The following is a 15,759-nucleotide window of genomic DNA, read 5'->3' on the forward strand; positions in this document are numbered from 1 at the left end:
ACTCCAGGTCCGGACAGTAACATGCGGCCCGCGGACAGCGTCGACGCGTTCATTGGCGCGCTCGCCGCCGTGGAGCCTGGTGCTGACTCGACCAACTTCTTCGACCACACCGTCCCGGAAAATGCGCTACGCCGGAACAACTTGAAGCTTTACCTGCAGGAGATGCTGGAACGCCGCCCATCGATCCTGCTGGTGGGCGAGGCGCCGGGCTTCCGGGGCATGCGGATCACCGGCGTGCCCTTCACCAACCGGACCATCTTCGAGGGGCCGGCCAACAGCTTTGGGTTGTTCGGGCCCGGCAAGGGATACGTCCTGCCGCCCGAGGCAGCTGGGGTTGCGGCGGAACCCACGGCAACCGTGATGTGGGAAGTCCTGGCCGAACTCGGCGTCCTGCCGCTGCTGTGGAGTGCATTCCCGTGGCATCCACACAAGCCGGGGCAGCCGCTGACCAACCGCACGCCGCGGCCGTCCGAAGCGGCCCTGGGCACCCTATTCTGGCAGGCCCTGGCGGAGCTCTTCGCGGTCCGCACCATAGTGGCCGTGGGCAACGTGGCCCATCGCAGCCTGCTCCGGAGCGGACTGGATGCGCCCAAGATCCGGCACCCGGCCCACGGCGGCCGGGCAGGTTTTAAAAGCGGGCTGGAGCAGCTGCTAGTGCAGTAGCCGCAGCTGGTCCGGTGTGTCCACATCCTCGCCGGTGGACTGGTCAGTGCAATCCACCTCGTCCACGAGTTCCGGATGAGCGCGGAGGAAGCCCCGTGCACCGGCGTCACCGGTCACCGTTGCGGCAACCGCGTGCCGCAGCGAAGCGTCTAAGAGCAGTGGATGGCCGCGCTGGAGTTGGCCGGGCCTGAGGTGGCTGCGTGGACCGTCGTCAGGGAGATCCCGACGGCGGTACGCGGCGGCGGTGATCCGGCCCGGGCGGTGGGCGGCGAGCAGCCGCGCCACCGTTTCCGGCGTGAGTCCGGGCTGGTCCACGAGGGCCACCAGCAGGTGGTCCGCCGGATCTGCCGTCCTTTCGCCGAGCAGGAAGGAACTGCCCATGCCGGACTGCCAGTCCGGATTTACGGCGGTCCGGAAACGGCCCAGATCGGCCGCCGCAACAACCTCCGCGGCACCCGCGCCGAGGATCACCACCACGTCATGGCAGCCGCCGTCGAACATCGCGCCGGCAACAGACTCGACCAGCGGCCGCCCACGGTAGGGCAGCAGCGCCTTAGGCCCGAGGCCCAAGCGTGTCCCGGCACCCGCGGCCAGCACAACGCCGGTGGTCCACGGCTCCTGCATGCGTCCTTCTTCCATACCTGCACCCTAGCCACACGACGGCGGCGGGGCGGCTTCCTGACGGAAGCTGCCCCGCCGCTGATCTGTTGTTCAGGTTAGGCGTCGCCGCCCACACCACCGGTGGTCCCGGCGGTGACGTCCAGGAGCTTGTACCGGTCCATGGCGTAGGCCGGTGCGCCTGCCTCAACGTCACCCCTGGCTGCGAGCATTTGCAGCGCCTTCACCACGATGGAGTGGGTGTCGTTTTTGAAGAAGCGGCGGGCTGCTGCGCGGGTGTCGGAGAAGCCGAAGCCGTCTGCGCCGAGGGTGGCGTATTCGTTGGGGACGAATTGGCGGATCTGGTCGGGGACGGCTTTCATGTAGTCGGAGACGGCGACGACGGGGCCGGTGGCGCCTTCGAGTTGTTGGGTGACGAACGGGACCCGGGCGGGTTGTTCGGGGTTGAGGAAGGCTTCTTCTTCGGCGGCGAGTCCGTCGCGTCGGAGTTCGTTCCAGGAGGTGACGGACCAGACGTCCGCGGAAACTCCCCAGTCCTCGGCAAGGATTCTCTGGGCTTCCAGCGCCCAGGGGACTGACACGCCGGAGGCCAGGATCTGGCTCTTGGGACCGTCAATGCCCGACGCCGAGACCCGGTGGATACCGCCCAGGACACCCTGCACGTCCAGGTTTTCCGGCTCGGCTGGCTGCACGATGGGCTCGTTGTAGACCGTGAGGTAGTACATCAGGTTTTTGTCGGAGCCAGCTCCGGTTCCTTCGCCGCCTGCGGCGGGCCCGTACATGCGTTCGAGGCCGTCGCGGATGATGTGGCCCATTTCGTAGCCGTAGGCGGGGTCGTAGGTGACGACGGCCGGGTTCGTCGATGCGAGCAGGGGGGAGTGGCCGTCGGCGTGTTGGAGGCCTTCGCCGGTGAGGGTGGTCCGTCCTGCGGTGGCGCCGATGATGAAGCCTCGGGTCATTTGGTCTGCTGCTGCCCAGAAGGCGTCGCCGGTGCGCTGGAAGCCGAACATGGAGTAGAACACGTAGACCGGGACCAGGGGTACGCCGTGGGTGGCGTAGGCGGTGCCGGCGGCGGTGAAGGCTGCCACGGCCCCGGCTTCGTTGATGCCGGGGTGGATGAGCTGGCCGGCGGGGGATTCCTTGTAGGCCAGGACGAGGTCGCGGTCCACGGAGAGGTAGTTCTGGCCGCCCGGGTTATAGATCTTGGCGGTGGGGAAGAACGCATCCATGCCAAAGGTCCGGGATTCGTCCGGCACGATGGGAACGATCCGGTGCCCGAACTTCTTGTCGCGGAGCAGGTCCTTCAGGAGCCTGACGAACGCCATGGTGGTGGCCGCTTGCTGCTTGCCCGAGCCGCGCTTGGCAACCTCGTAGGTCTTGGCTTCCGGAAGTTCAACAGCCTCATGATGCGAACGGCGTTCCGGTACCGACCCGCCGAGCGCCCTGCGGCGTTCGTGAAGGTAGGCGATTTCGGGGGCCTCGGCACCCGGGTGGTAATAGGGAGGACGGTAAGGATCGGCGTCCAGTTGCTCATCCGACACGGGGATGCGGAGGTAATCCCGGAAGTCCTTGAGGTCCTCCACCGTCAGCTTCTTCATCTGATGCGTGGCATTCCTGCCCTCAAACCTGGGTCCGAGTCCGTAGCCTTTGACGGTTTTGGCGAGGATGACGGTGGGTTTGCCCTTGAATTCGGTGGCGGCTTTGTAGGCTGCGTAGACCTTGCGGTAGTCGTGGCCGCCGCGTTTGAGGTTCCAGATCTGGTCATCGGTGAGGTCCGCGACCATGTCCTTGGTGGCGGGGTCCTTGCCGAAGAAGTGTTCGCGGACGAACCCGCCGGATTCGGCCTTGTAGGTCTGGTAGTCCCCGTCGGGGGTTTCGTTCATGATCTTCACCAGGGACCCGTTAATGTCCTGGGTGAGGAGGTCATCCCATTCCCGGCCCCAGACGACCTTGATCACGTTCCAGCCCGCGCCGCGGAAGAACGCTTCGAGTTCCTGCATGATCTTCCCGTTGCCCCGGACCGGCCCGTCCAGGCGCTGGAGGTTGCAGTTGATCACGAAGTTCAGGTTGTCCAGATTCTCGTTCGCGGCGAGCTGGAGCAGGCCGCGGGACTCGGGCTCGTCCATTTCCCCGTCGCCCAGGAACGCCCAGACCTGCTGGTCGGAGGTGTCCTTCAGGCCGCGGTTGTGCAGGTACCGGTTGGACTGGGCCTGATAAATCGCGTTCATCGGGCCGATACCCATGGACACGGTGGGGAATTCCCAGAAGTCCGGCATCAGGCGCGGGTGCGGGTACGAGGACAGGGCATGGCCGGCCCGGGACTTTTCCTGCCGGAACCCGTCCAGGTCCTCCTCGGACAAGCGCCCTTCCATGAACGCGCGGGCGTACATGCCCGGCGACGCGTGGCCCTGGAAGAAGACCTGGTCCCCACCGCCGGGGGCGTCCTTGCCACGGAAGAAGTGGTTGAAACCAACCTCGTACAGGGTCGCGGCCCCGGCGTAGGTGGAAATATGACCCCCCACCCCGATCTCGGGCCGCTGCGCCCGGTGCACCATGACCGCGGCGTTCCACCGCATGTACGCCCGGTACCGGCGCTCATACTCCTCGTTGCCCGGGAACGGTGCTTCCTGGTCCACCGGGATCGTGTTCACGTAATCGGTGGTGGTCACCATCGGCACCCCGACACTCTGCGCGCCCGCACGCTGCAGCAGGCTCCGCATAATGTACTGGGCACGCTCGGTACCCTGTTCCCGGATCAACGCATCCAGGGACTCAACCCACTCCGCAGTCTCTTCCGGATCACGATCAGGCAGCTGGTCAGTCAACCCGCTGAGGATATGGGAGGTATCTTCTCCTGCAGCCACGGGAGCCTCTTTTCATCTTCGAATGGCCCATGTTTTCGTATTGTGAGAAAACATTTCTGTATGACGAGATTATCTGCGAGTTGAGGGCCGGGTCAATGCGGCCGCCCTCCACTTCCGCATATAGCCGCAGCCGGGGCCCTCCCAACCATTTGTGACTGTTCGGGCGGGCGGCATTGCCTTGACGGTACGTGACCCAGGTCATACGCTGGTTTTCACTATTCAATATCTCGATTCCGCAGAGTGGAATAACAGAAACGACGGGGACCAGCAGGACTGACTCCCGACGTCGGACTCACCACCCCGGAAGCCCCAACGAATTGAGACCACCTTATGAAGACCCCTCCTTCGGCAGGCGTTGACGCGGCCCAGGACCTGACAATGCCGTCAGTTGCTCCCACCCATCCGTCCATCAGCGTTGACGCCCTGTGCGACGCAGCAAGCGCAGCATCAGGCAAGAGCATCAGCCCCACCCTCTACAACGTGGACCTCGCCCCCCACCAAGCGCGAAGGCCGCAGCTGGACCAGCTACAGCATCTTCACGCTGTGGGCCAACGATGTGCACAGCCTCGGAAACTACGCTTTCGCCATCGGCCTGTTCGCCCTCGGCCTCGGCGGCTGGCAGATCCTCCTGGCACTGGGCATCGGAGCGGCGCTGCTGTTCGGACTGCTTACTCTCTCGGGCTTCATGGGCGTCAAGACCGGCGTTCCCTTCCCGGTGATGAGCCGAATCAGCTTCGGCATCAGGGGAGCCCAGATCGCCAGCCTCCTCCGCGGCGCCGTCGCGGTTGCCTGGTTCGGCATCCAGACCTACCTCGCCTCCGTCGTGTTCCGCGTGATGCTCGTGGCCATGTTCCCCGCACTGGCCGACCTGGACAAGGACTCCATCCTGGGGCTGTCCACCCTTGGCTGGGCCGCATTCCTGGTCCTGTGGGTGGTGCAGCTGGTCATCGTGAGCTTCGGCATGGAGATGATCCGCAAGTACGAAGCCTTCGCCGGTCCCGTCATCCTGGCCACCATGGCAGCCATGGCCATCTGGATCTTCATGGAAGCGGGCGGGTCCATCGCCTGGTCATCGAACAACGCCCTTGAAGGGCTGGACATGTGGAGGACCATCTTCGCCGGCGGAGCGCTCTGGGTATCCATCTACGGCACGTTCGTGCTGAACTTCTGCGACTTCACCCGGTCCGCCGTCTCCAAGAACGCCGTGGTGCGGGGCAACTTCTGGGGCATCCCCATCAACATGCTGCTCTTCGGCGCCATCGTGGTGGTCATGGCCGGCGGCCAGTTCAAGATCAACGGCACCATCATCCAGAGCCCGTCGGACATCGTCCAGACCATCCCGAACACGCTCTTCCTGGTGCTGGCCTGCCTGGCCCTGCTGATCCTCACCATCGCCGTCAACCTGATGGCCAACTTCGTTGCCCCCGTGTACGCCCTGACCAACCTGTTCCCCAAGCGGCTCAACTTCCGCCGGGCCGCCGTCGTCAGCGCCATCATCGGCCTGGTGATCCTGCCCTGGAACCTCTACAACAACCCCCTGGTCATCCTCTACTTCCTGGGCGGCCTCGGAGCGCTGCTCGGCCCGCTGTTCGGCGTGGTCATGGCCGACTACTGGCTGATCCGCCGCGGCAAGGTCAACGTCCCCGAGCTCTACACCGCGTCACCCGAGGGCGCCTACTTCTACCGCAACGGCGTCAACCCGCGGGCCATCACCGCCATGGTGCCGGCCGCCGTCGTGGCCCTGTGCATCGCCTTCGTTCCGGCGCTGGCCGCCGTGGCCCCCTTCGCCTGGTTCTTCGCGGCAAGCATCGCGGCAGTGGTGTACTACTTCGTTTCCGACCGGACGCAACGGCTGGAAGACCGCGACGGCGAGTCCATCGCCGTCGCCAGCACCCACTGACCGGCGATCACCAGGTCGTTCAACCACCAGTGCCTACCACCGCAGCCCCGCAAAGGAAACAACCATGCGCATCCTCGTTGCCAACGTCAACACCACCGAGTCCATGACCGAATCCATCGCCGCCTCTGCCCGTGCGGTTGCCGCGCCGGGCACAGAGATCGTGGGCATCACGCCCCGCTTCGGCGCCGATTCCTGTGAGGGGAACTTCGAAAGCTACCTGGCGGCCATCGCCGTCATGGACGCGGTAACGTCCTACCCGGAGCCGTTCGATGCGGTGGTCCAGGCCGGCTACGGCGAGCACGGCCGGGAGGGGCTGCAGGAACTCCTGGATGTCCCGGTAGTGGACATTACCGAGGCCGCGGCCAGCACCGCCATGTTCCTGGGGCACAAGTACTCCGTGGTGACCACGCTGGACCGCGCCGTGCCGCTCATCGAGGACCGGCTCAAGCTCGCCGGCCTGGACGCCCGGTGCGCCTCGGTCCGTGCGAGCGGTATGGCGGTGCTGGAACTGGAAGAGGATCCGGAGCGGGCCGTGGAGGCGATCGTCAGCGAGGCCATGCGGGCTGTCACCCAGGACAAAGCGGAAGTGATCGTCCTGGGCTGCGGCGGGATGGCAGGGCTGGACGAACAGATCCGGCAGCGCGCAGGAGTTCCCGTGGTGGACGGTGTGGCCTCGGCCGTCGCCATTGCGGAGTCGCTGGTGCGGATGCGGCTGTCAACCTCCAAGGTCCGGACCTACGCTGCGCCCCGGCCCAAGACCGTCATAGGCTGGCCGCTGAACAGCGCCGCACAGCTGCAGAACACGCGGCCGTAGAACACGCAGCTGCAGAGCAACCAGCCGTAGAACAAGGAGCAAAAGTGAGCATTTCCCACTCCGAAGGACGGGTGGCCGTCGTGACCGGCGCCGGCTCCGGCATCGGGCGGGAGGTGGCACGCCAGATGCTGGCCGACGGGTACCGGGTGGTCCTGGCCGGGCGGCGGGAAACTCCGCTCAAGGAAACCGCGGCGGACCATCCCGGCGCGTTCGTCGTGGCGTGCGACGTCTCCCGTCCGGACGACGTCGAACGCCTCTTCGCTGCCACCCTGCAAAGGTGGGGCCGCGTGGACGTCCTGTTCAACAACGCCGGCGTGTTTGGCCCCGCCGCGAGCGTGGACGAGATCAGTGTTGACGACTGGAACGCCACCGTGGCCGTAAACCTCACCGGGTCCATGCTGTGCGCGGCGGCCGCGGTGCGGGCCATGAAAGCCCAGGAACCGCAGGGTGGCAGGATCATCAACAACGGGTCCATCGCCGCCCACTCGCCCCGGCCGCGGACGGTCGCCTACACGGTGACCAAGCACGCCATGACGGGCCTCACCAAGAGCATCGAACTGGACGGCCGCGGGTTCGGGATCACCTGCGGGCAGATCGATATCGGCAACACCACCACGGAGATCATGGACACCATCGGGGTGGGTTCAGGTGCGCTTCAGGCCGACGGGACCCGCCGGGTGGAACCGACCTTTCCGGTGGCGGACGCGGCCCGCGCGGTGCTGATGATGGCCAACATGCCGGCGTCGGCCAGCGTGGGCTCCGTGGTGGTAACTGCTGCGGGGATGCCCTTCATCGGCCGCGGCTGACCGGCCCGTGCCCGCGCCCCGCTATGCTCGGCACATGACCGCAAACAGGGGGCTTGCTCTTTTCCGATTCTGGTTCGCACTGCTGGGGTTCGTGGCGGTGCTCTTCCAGTTCCTGCACCTGGTGCAGAACGTCCCCGGCGCCAGCGCCGGAAACTACTTCAGCTACTTCACCATCGAGTCCAACATCATCGCTTTCGTGACCCTGGGCATCGCCGGCTGGTACGCCTGGCAGGGAGCCAGCCCGCGCTGGCTGGAGCTCCTGCGCGGTGCCGCCACGGTGTACATGACCATCACCGGCATCACCTACAGCCTCCTGTTGAGCGACATCGACGTCAACACCCCCATCCCGTGGGTCAACGTGGTCCTGCACTACACCGTGCCCACCGTCATGGTGATCGACTGGCTGGTAGACCTTCCACGGGAACGGATCCCTGTCCGGACCTCGCTGGTGTGGCTGGCGTTTCCCCTGCTGTACCTCGCCTACAGCCTGCTCCGCGGCCCGCTGGTGGGCTGGTACCCCTACCCGTTCCTGGATCCCCGGAGTTCCGGCTACGGCACGGTTGCGGTGATGTCCCTGCTGATCGCCGTTGGAGCGTTTGCCTTCGCCGCGGTGGCGGCACTGTCCACCCGGTTGCAGAATTCGGTGCCGCATCCCGCCAGTGCGCCCGCGAAACCGTCGCCCAGCGCAGCCCTAGAGGGGCAGGAGTCCGGAGAGGTCCGCGCGGAGCCCTGACGCGGCCACCTTGCCTGCCTCGACAGCGTCCGCCCAGGCGAGCCCGCCAGTGGCCATCGCAAGCCAGGTGGCGGCGTCGCACTCAATGACGTTCGGCGGTGTGCCGCGGGTGTGCCGCGGCCCTTCCACGCACTGGGTGACGCCGAAGGGCGGCACCCGGACCTCCACGGAGTTGCCCGGTGCCCGGGCGGTGACTTCCTCGAGGGTGTAGCGCACGGCAGTGGCCAGGACGTTCCGCGCGAGGGGAGCGTCCGACGGCGACCGGGCCGCTTCCAGCCACGCGTCCAGGGCCGCTTTGCCTTCCTTCACGTCGACGCGGCGGCGGGCGGTTGCCATGGTTCCATCCTTAGTTCCGGTGGCGGTTCGTTCAGTGCGGGGTCGGTCAGTCCAGGAGAGCGGAAACCGCGGGGCCCAGGCGGATCCTGCCCACGGGGCGGCCGCCGCCCAGCACGGGCTCCACCACCTTTTCGAGGACGCTGGCCACGCCCGGGATTTCCACGGCGCCGGCCGCGGCCAGCAGCGTCAGCGCCACCAGGGATGTGGCACGAAGGTTCCCGTCGAGGATCTTGACGGCCACGGAGACACCCTGCGGGGTGGCCATGGCGAGGACGCCCTCGGCGCCGATCTTGGCTATGACTTCCAGCTCATCCATCACCAGGGTGTTCGCCTCGCCCCGGCCCTGTACGGCCCACGGGTAATCGAGCATGGACGTGGCAATGGTGGCGGCGCGGGCGTTGGAGCTTTGGTCGCCGGGGGCCTTGGCCAGGAGGGAGTACCCCCGCGCCAGGCCTTTCAGGGACAGGGCCGCCACCGGTGCGCCGCAGCCATCGATGCCCAGGTGCGCGATCTTCTCGCCGGCGTATTCCTCGATGACGCTCCGCACGCGCTGCTGCAGCGGGTGGTTCGGCTCCAGGTAGCTGTGCGTGTCCCAGCCGTTTTCGGTGCAGGCCCAGAGGAACGCGGCGTGCTTGCCGGAACAGTTGAAGGCCAGCCTGGATTTGCCCTTTTCGGAGCGGACCAGCCAGTTCCGTGCGGTTTCGTCCTGTGGCCACGCTTCGGGGCACTGCAGCTGGTCCTCCCGCACCCCGGCGGCCTTCAGCATGCCCGCCACCACGTCCATATGGTCCAGTGAGCCCGTGTGGCTGCCGCAGGCAACGGCCACCTGGGCGCCCCGCAGGGGAACGCCGGACTGCATGGCGGCCAGTGCCTGGAACGGCTTGAGGGCCGACCGCGCGTAGATGGGGGTGTTGACGTCGCCGAGCTCCGTGACCACTGATCCGTCAGCGGCAAGAAGGACAGCGGAGCCGATGTGCCGGGACTCCACAAAGCCGCTGCGCTCGATCACGGCCAGTTCGACGGCGGAGTCCACGGTGAAGGTGGCGTGGGGATTGTGCGGCATGCTGCCAGTCTAGGGGGAACCCCCGGGTGGGACTGGCCGACGCGGCGTCACTCCACCGTGACCATTACGGACTGCCAGCCCGAGGCACCGTCCGGGACGGGGTCTGCGCGCTGCTCCGTCTGCACTTCGCCCGTGCCGTCCGTGGCGCGGACCTTGATGTAGTGGGGGCCCGGCGTGGCGTCCCATTCGTAGGACCACTGCCGCCAGGTCACCACCGATGCCTCGGTGGACAGGGTGGCCTCCACCCAGTCCGCATTGTCGATCTGGATTTCCACTTTGGTGATGCCCCGGGTCTGGGCCCAGGCGGTGCCGCCCACGGCAACCTTCCCGGCGGGGACCTTGGCGAAGGACTTGGGCACGTCAACCCGCGCCATGGTCTTGATGGGCCCGCGCTCGGACCAGCCGCGCTCGGTCCAGTACGCCTTGCTGTCGGCGAAGCGGGTCACTTCCAGATCCACCACCCACTTGGTGGCGGAGACGAACCCGTACAGGCCCGGGACCACCATCCGTACCGGGTAGCCGTGCTCCAGCGGAAGCGGCTCGCCGTTCATGCCGATCGCCAGCATGGCGTCGCGGTCATCCTGCAGGACCTCCAGCGGCGTGGACGCACTGAAACCGTCGATCGAGGTGGACAGCACCATGTCGGCTCCGTCCTTGGGCTTGGCCCGCTTGAGGACTTCGCGGATTGGCAGGCCGAGCCATTTGGCGTTGCCGGCGAGGTTTCCGCCCACCGGGTTTGAGACGCAGGTGAGCGTCACATGCGATTCGATCAGGTCGGCGTCGAGCAGGTCCTGGAATGTCAGGCGCACCTCTTGCTCCACCAGGCCGTGGATGCGCAGCTCCCAGTCGTCGGCGTTGATTTCGGGAACGCTCAGGGCAGTGTCGATGCGGTAGAAATCGTTGTTGGGGGTCACCCACGGCGGCGCACCGGCCACGGGGGACTGGACGCCGGCGGGAATGGCAGGGGCAGCCGTGGCCGGTGCAGGGAGCTGAAGCGCGTCGCGTGCTTTGGCGATGTTGCTGCGTGCAGCACCGAGCAGCCGGCCTCCCGTGGCCGCGACGCCGGCGGCAACGGCGGTGATTCCGGCCGCGGCGAAGAACCTCCGGCGGCTGCTGCCTTCGCTCCCAACCCGTGCATCGGCGTCGTCCGCCAGGTCTGCCGGCGCCTCGGGCCAGGCCTTCAGGGCCTGCACCCGGTTCACCAGGAAACGGAGCACCGCCACACCCGCGAGGGTCCCGAGGACGGCGGGGATGGCATCAACAGCCGAAACACCCGCCCGCGTCACCACGCACGCCACGATCACCGCGCCCATGAACAGGACGCCCAGGACGCCCAATGCCCACTTTCGGTACGCCACAACACCCAGGACGCAGGCCAGGACGGTGATGGTCAGGCCCATGCCGACGAACAGGGCCGCCTTGTCATTCGTGCCGAAGGTGGCGATGGCGAAGTCCTTCAGCCACCCCGGAGTGAAATCGATGAATGTAGAGCCCAGGGCAAAGAGCGGTGTGGCGCGGGCGGTGAAGAACGCGCCGAGCAGCTCCGCCACGGCCAGTACGACGGCGGCAGCCACCACACCTGCCAGCGCAGCCAGGGGAGCGGGTCCAGTGAGGCGGTTCCGTAGCGTTGTCATGGCAGGTGTTCGGAGCGGAACAGCCCCGCGGATGGCAGCGGGGCGGCAAGGACACAGCTTAGGAGCGGGCAGGGTCCACAAAGTACCCTTGGAGACTGTGAAGGTACTCGTCATCGGCCCCGGAGGCCGCGAACACGCCATTGTCCGCTCCCTGCTCGCCGACCCCAACGTGTCCGAGGTCCATGCAGCGCCCGGTAACGCCGGCATCAGCAAGCTGGTCCCCACATACAAGATCAACGGCAGCGATCCCGACGCCGTCGCGAAGCTGGCCACCAAGCTGGCCGTCGACCTGGTGGTGGTGGGACCCGAAGCGCCGCTGGCTGCGGGCGTGTCCGATGCTGTCCGTGAGGCGGGCATTCCGGTGTTCGGCCCCAGCAAGGCCGCCGCGCAGCTGGAAGCGTCCAAGGCGTTCGCCAAGGAGATCATGGCCGAGGCAGGTGTGCCCACGGCCATGGCACTGGTGGCCACCAACGCCGAAGAGGCTGCGTCCGCACTGGACACCTTCGGCGCCCCCTACGTGGTCAAGGACGACGGCCTCGCCGCCGGCAAGGGCGTGGTGGTCACACGCAACCGCGAGGAGGCCCTGGCCCACGCCCAGTCCTGCTTCGACGCCGGCGGGTCTGTAGTGATCGAGGAATTCCTCGACGGCCCCGAGGTATCCCTCTTTGTCCTCTGCGACGGACACAACACCGTGGCACTTTCGCCCGCCCAGGACTTCAAGCGCATCTTCGACAATGACGAAGGCCCCAACACCGGGGGCATGGGCGCCTACACCCCGCTTGAGTGGGCCCCCGAAGGCCTCGTCCAGGAAGTCATCGACAGGGTGGCCCAGCCCACCGTCAACGAAATGGCCCGCCGCGGCACGCCCTTTATCGGCGTCCTCTTCGTCGGACTGGCCCTGACCTCCCGCGGCACGAGGGTCATCGAATTCAACGTCCGCTTTGGCGACCCCGAGACCCAGGCCGTCCTGGCACGGCTCAAGACGCCGCTCGGTTCCCTGCTCCTCTCCGCCGCCAAGGGCGAACTGGACACCGCGGAAGAGCTGCGCTGGTCCAAGGACACCGCCGTCGCCGTCGTCGTCGCATCCGAAAACTACCCGGACGCTCCGCGCACCGGGGACCGCATCCGCGGCCTGAAGAAGGCCGAGGCATTGGACGGCGTGCACATCATCCACGCCGGAACAGCCCTGGACGACGACGGCAAGACAGTTTCCGCCGGCGGCCGCGTCCTGGCGGTGGTGGCCCTGGGCAGTGACCTGGTGGAGGCGCGCGAACGCGCGTACGACGGCGTGGAACTGGTCCAGCTGGACGGCGGACAGTTCCGTAGCGACATCGGACGCAAGGCTGCCCGAGGCGAAATCAAGGTGCCGTACGCCGCCACGGGTGCGCTGCCCATCACGAAAGCGAAGGCCTAGCATGAGCGAAACTCCCGCATCCCGCGGCTTCAGCAGCGCCAGCACCTTGGACCTGCCGGGCTGGACCCACGTCTACTCCGGCAAGGTCCGCGACCTGTATGAGCCCGCCGATGAGTCCGTCAAGGAACGCGTGGGCCAGGACTGCGTGCTGGTGGTGGCCAGCGACCGGATCAGCGCTTACGACCATGTGCTCTCCAGCGAGATCCCGGACAAGGGCCGCATCCTCACCCAGTTGAGCCTGTGGTGGTTCGACCAGCTGGGCGTGGAGCACCACGTCCTGGGCTCTACCGTCGAAGAAGGCGTGCCCGCCGAGGTCGAGGGCAGGGCCATGATCTGCAAGAAGCTGGACATGTTCCCGGTGGAGTGCATCGCCCGCGGCTACCTCACCGGGTCCGGGCTGCTCGAGTACCGGGCGTCCGGCACCGTCTGCAACATTCCGCTGCCGGACGGGCTGGTGGACGGGTCCCGGCTGGAGCATGCCATCTTCACACCGTCGGCGAAGGCCGCTGTGGGCGAGCACGACGAAAACATCACCTACGACGCAGTGGTGGCGCTGGTGGGGGACGACATCGCGGCCCGCCTGAGCGAGCTGACGCTGAAGATCTACACCACAGCGGAGAAGATTGCCCGGGAGCGTGGCATCATTCTGGCTGACACCAAGGTGGAATTCGGTTATGACGCCGTCTCCGGTTCCATCACGCTGGGTGACGAGGTCCTGACGCCGGACTCCTCACGGTTCTGGGATGCCGGCACTTACCAGCCGGGGCAGGCCCAGCCGTCCTACGACAAGCAGTATGTCCGGGACTGGCTGACGTCCGCCGAATCCGGCTGGGACCGGGCCTCGGATACGCCGCCGCCTGCACTTCCGGCCGAAGTGGTGGAGCGCACCCGCAGCCGTTACGTCGAGGCGTACGAGAAGATCACGGGCAAGACCTTCGCCTGACGGGAGCCCGGCTGCCCCTGCCGGCGGAGTGCTGCTGCGCTAGCTGGCCTTCGCAGCGTTGGCGGCCCGCCGCTGGGCCAGCTTGATCTCCAGGACCGCGTCCAGTGCCTGCTGGACGCGGTCCGCCGCACCCGCTGCACTGAAGGCCTTCTGCGCCTCCTGAAGGTGGATCAGGGCTTCCTCAGACTCGCCGGCGGCCTTGAGGGACTTGCCCAGCAGCAGCGAAACCTCGCCTGCCGTGTGCTTGGCCAGTGAGGCCCGTTCGCCATGGATTTCGCGGAGCTTTTCGACGGCGGCCACAATGTCCCCGGTCAGGTACAGCCACCGGGCGCGGATGAAGGCAACCTCCAGCTGGTCCGACTTGTTGCCGCCCACGATGGACAGGGCCAGCTCGGCCCGCTCGATGGATGACAGGGTTTCCGGTTCCACGATCCCCGAGGAGAGCCGCACCGCGGCGGAGGCCTTGTTGAACCGGGCCCACAGTTCGATGTCGTTCGCGGGGGAGAGCAGCCGGGCTGCGCGCTCGTGGTGCTTGATGCCCTCCTGGTAGTCGTGGCGCATGAAGGCCACGTTGCCGATCACCCAGGCAACCTCGCCGGCCAGCTGTGACATGGAGTGTTCGTCCACATGGTCGTTCATGTCCTGGCAGTACTTCCAGGCCTCGTCCAGGCGGCCGCTTTCGGCCAGGGCGCCGATCAGGGCCCGGTGTGCGCCGATGATGAGGGTGGAGCCCTTGGGCAGCTGCGCGCAGAGTTTGACGGCTTCCAAGGCATGGTCCACCGCGGCGCCGAGCTGGCCCTGGCCCTGGCAGATCCCGGCGAGCATCTGGCGGGCACGGACAGCGAGGCCGGCTGATTCGGTAGCCATGGGGTGTTCCAGGAGGTGCTGCATGATGCGCTGGCATTCCTGCCAGTTGCCCTGCTTGATCAGGCATTCCGCCTGCATGTAGGTCATGTTCCACCACGCGCTGGTGTTCCTGCCGTCCAGCGCGATCTGCGCGGCGGTGGCGGCGTGGCTGGCGGCCAGCGGGTAGTCCCGCAGGTCCCAGGCCTGCCTTGCGTACAGCCCGGCAAGGACGTATTCCGCGTCGCTGACCGAGATGGGCTGGCTCCACGCTTCCAGTGCCTTGGGTGCCAGCTCCAGCCTGCGTGCCAGCTCCTCAATCACTTCGGCCGTGGGTTCCCTCCGGCCGGTTTCGAGCAGTGAGATGTAGCTGGGTGAATACAGGTCCTTGCCCAGTTCAGCCTGCGTCAGCCCCCGTTCGAGACGCTCCGCGCGGAGCTTCTCCCCGAATCCGTTGCCCACGGCGTTTCCTCCTCTTCCGGACAGTCTTTCCACCAAATGCTTGACAGTCCCTGTGGAAAACATTTTACAATGTATGTCAACAAGGACAGTGCTGGCTTTGTAACGAATCCGACTCGTATTGAGGAACCTATTTATGTTGAAGAAGATCGCAACAGCGGCTGCGCTGGCCGGTGCCCTTGCTTTTTCTGCTGCGGCTCCGGCCGTACTGTCCACCGGTTCCATTGCTGATTCCACGGGTACTTCGGTAGCCGTTGGCAACTGGCCGGACCCGATGTCCAAGAAGGTCAAGGACACCAAGAAGGACACCTCCGGTACCACGTACACCACGTACGTTGGCAACTGGCCGGACCCGATGTAACCAGCTTCCTCAACCCAGGAGGCGAGGAACAGCCCCGGAGCACTGCTCCGGGGCTGTTCTCTTTAACCCGGCCCAGCCAACGCCTCGTGCGGGGGCATCTTTGCTGTTGAGGCAACGTGGCGGGTAAAGCAAAAGAGGGCCTCCACAAGGAGACCCTCTTTTAGTGTGGTCGGGATGACAGGATTTGAACCTGCGACCTCTTCGTCCCGAACGAAGCGCGCTACCAAGCTGCGCTACATCCCGATCCGTTGCCCAAAAGCAACTTTACAAGAATAGCCGATGCCGGGTCCCGATGCGAAATCGGGAGC

Annotated in this window: 13 protein-coding genes, 1 tRNA gene and 1 pseudogene; 8 read left to right on the forward strand and 7 right to left on the reverse strand. The window is 66.5% G+C overall.

Going from position 1 to position 15,759, the window contains the following annotated elements; all coding sequences use genetic code 11:
- Positions 1-21 precede the first annotated feature (21 nt).
- Positions 22-663 (forward strand): uracil-DNA glycosylase, encoded by a 642-nt coding sequence (locus ACFV4R_RS05625; protein ID WP_377201541.1) that lies wholly within the window; start codon positions 22-24, stop codon positions 661-663.
- On the opposite strand, the gene nboR is transcribed toward ACFV4R_RS05625, so the two are convergent.
- Together nboR and aceE are read right to left on the reverse strand one after the other, a co-directional pair.
- Positions 652-1,302, reverse strand: a complete 651-nt coding sequence (gene nboR / locus ACFV4R_RS05630) for a nicotine blue oxidoreductase (RefSeq protein WP_377201540.1) — start codon at positions 1,300-1,302, stop codon at positions 652-654. The genes ACFV4R_RS05625 and nboR overlap by 12 nt on opposite strands.
- 77 nt (positions 1,303-1,379) lie before the next feature.
- Positions 1,380-4,145: a pyruvate dehydrogenase (acetyl-transferring), homodimeric type gene (gene aceE / locus ACFV4R_RS05635; RefSeq protein ID WP_377201539.1), complete on the reverse strand. Its 2,766-nt coding sequence runs from the start codon at positions 4,143-4,145 to the stop codon at positions 1,380-1,382.
- Between the two features lie 330 nt (positions 4,146-4,475).
- Between aceE and ACFV4R_RS05640 the strand changes: the two are divergent.
- The 4 genes and pseudogenes from ACFV4R_RS05640 (at position 4,476) to ACFV4R_RS05655 (ending at position 8,398) form a co-directional block, all read left to right on the forward strand.
- A pseudogene (locus ACFV4R_RS05640) lies at positions 4,476-6,045 on the forward strand (NCS1 family nucleobase:cation symporter-1).
- Between the two features lie 64 nt (positions 6,046-6,109).
- Complete coding sequence (locus tag ACFV4R_RS05645) at positions 6,110-6,859, forward strand: aspartate/glutamate racemase family protein (RefSeq protein ID WP_377201538.1); 750 nt, start codon at positions 6,110-6,112, stop codon at positions 6,857-6,859.
- Positions 6,860-6,903: 44 nt separating this feature from the next.
- Positions 6,904-7,665 carry an SDR family oxidoreductase gene (locus ACFV4R_RS05650; protein WP_377201537.1) on the forward strand — a complete coding sequence of 254 codons (762 nt, stop codon included), beginning with the start codon at positions 6,904-6,906 and terminating at the stop codon, positions 7,663-7,665.
- A 34-nt stretch (positions 7,666-7,699) separates the two neighbouring features.
- Complete coding sequence (locus ACFV4R_RS05655) at positions 7,700-8,398, forward strand: Pr6Pr family membrane protein (RefSeq protein ID WP_377201536.1); 699 nt, start codon at positions 7,700-7,702, stop codon at positions 8,396-8,398.
- On the opposite strand, the gene ACFV4R_RS05660 is transcribed toward ACFV4R_RS05655, so the two are convergent.
- The 3 genes from ACFV4R_RS05660 to ACFV4R_RS05670 are packed head-to-tail and all read right to left on the reverse strand — an operon-like array spanning position 8,357 to position 11,431.
- Positions 8,357-8,734 (reverse strand): sterol carrier family protein, encoded by a 378-nt coding sequence (locus ACFV4R_RS05660; RefSeq protein ID WP_377201535.1) that lies wholly within the window; start codon positions 8,732-8,734, stop codon positions 8,357-8,359. The two genes, ACFV4R_RS05655 and ACFV4R_RS05660, sit on opposite strands and share 42 nt — an antisense overlap.
- 46 nt (positions 8,735-8,780) lie before the next feature.
- Positions 8,781-9,797 (reverse strand): asparaginase, encoded by a 1,017-nt coding sequence (locus ACFV4R_RS05665; protein ID WP_377201534.1) that lies wholly within the window; start codon positions 9,795-9,797, stop codon positions 8,781-8,783.
- Between the two features lie 47 nt (positions 9,798-9,844).
- Complete coding sequence (locus ACFV4R_RS05670; RefSeq protein ID WP_377201533.1) at positions 9,845-11,431, reverse strand: molybdopterin-dependent oxidoreductase; 1,587 nt, start codon at positions 11,429-11,431, stop codon at positions 9,845-9,847.
- Between the two features lie 97 nt (positions 11,432-11,528).
- Here ACFV4R_RS05670 and purD point away from each other — a divergent pair, with 97 nt between their 5' ends.
- Together purD and ACFV4R_RS05680 are read left to right on the forward strand one after the other, a co-directional pair.
- Positions 11,529-12,845, forward strand: coding sequence for a phosphoribosylamine--glycine ligase (gene purD / locus ACFV4R_RS05675; protein ID WP_377201646.1), 1,317 nt, complete (start codon positions 11,529-11,531; stop codon positions 12,843-12,845).
- Between the two features lies 1 nt (position 12,846).
- Positions 12,847-13,788 carry a phosphoribosylaminoimidazolesuccinocarboxamide synthase gene (locus ACFV4R_RS05680; protein WP_377201532.1) on the forward strand — a complete coding sequence of 314 codons (942 nt, stop codon included), beginning with the start codon at positions 12,847-12,849 and terminating at the stop codon, positions 13,786-13,788.
- A 39-nt stretch (positions 13,789-13,827) separates the two neighbouring features.
- Here ACFV4R_RS05680 and ACFV4R_RS05685 read toward each other — a convergent pair whose 3' ends face one another.
- On the reverse strand, positions 13,828-15,093 hold the full coding sequence (locus tag ACFV4R_RS05685; RefSeq protein WP_377201531.1) for a helix-turn-helix domain-containing protein: 1,266 nt from the start codon (positions 15,091-15,093) through the stop codon (positions 13,828-13,830).
- A gap of 133 nt (positions 15,094-15,226) precedes the next feature.
- Between ACFV4R_RS05685 and ACFV4R_RS05690 the strand changes: the two genes are divergently transcribed.
- On the forward strand, positions 15,227-15,451 hold the full coding sequence (locus ACFV4R_RS05690; RefSeq protein ID WP_015938339.1) for a hypothetical protein: 225 nt from the start codon (positions 15,227-15,229) through the stop codon (positions 15,449-15,451).
- Positions 15,452-15,617: 166 nt separating this feature from the next.
- Here ACFV4R_RS05690 and ACFV4R_RS05695 read toward each other — a convergent pair.
- A tRNA-Pro gene (locus tag ACFV4R_RS05695) sits at positions 15,618-15,694 on the reverse strand.
- Positions 15,695-15,759: the final 65 nt, after the last annotated feature.

Source organism: Pseudarthrobacter sp. NPDC059871 (assembly GCF_042731175.1).
Taxonomy (GTDB): domain Bacteria; phylum Actinomycetota; class Actinomycetes; order Actinomycetales; family Micrococcaceae; genus Arthrobacter.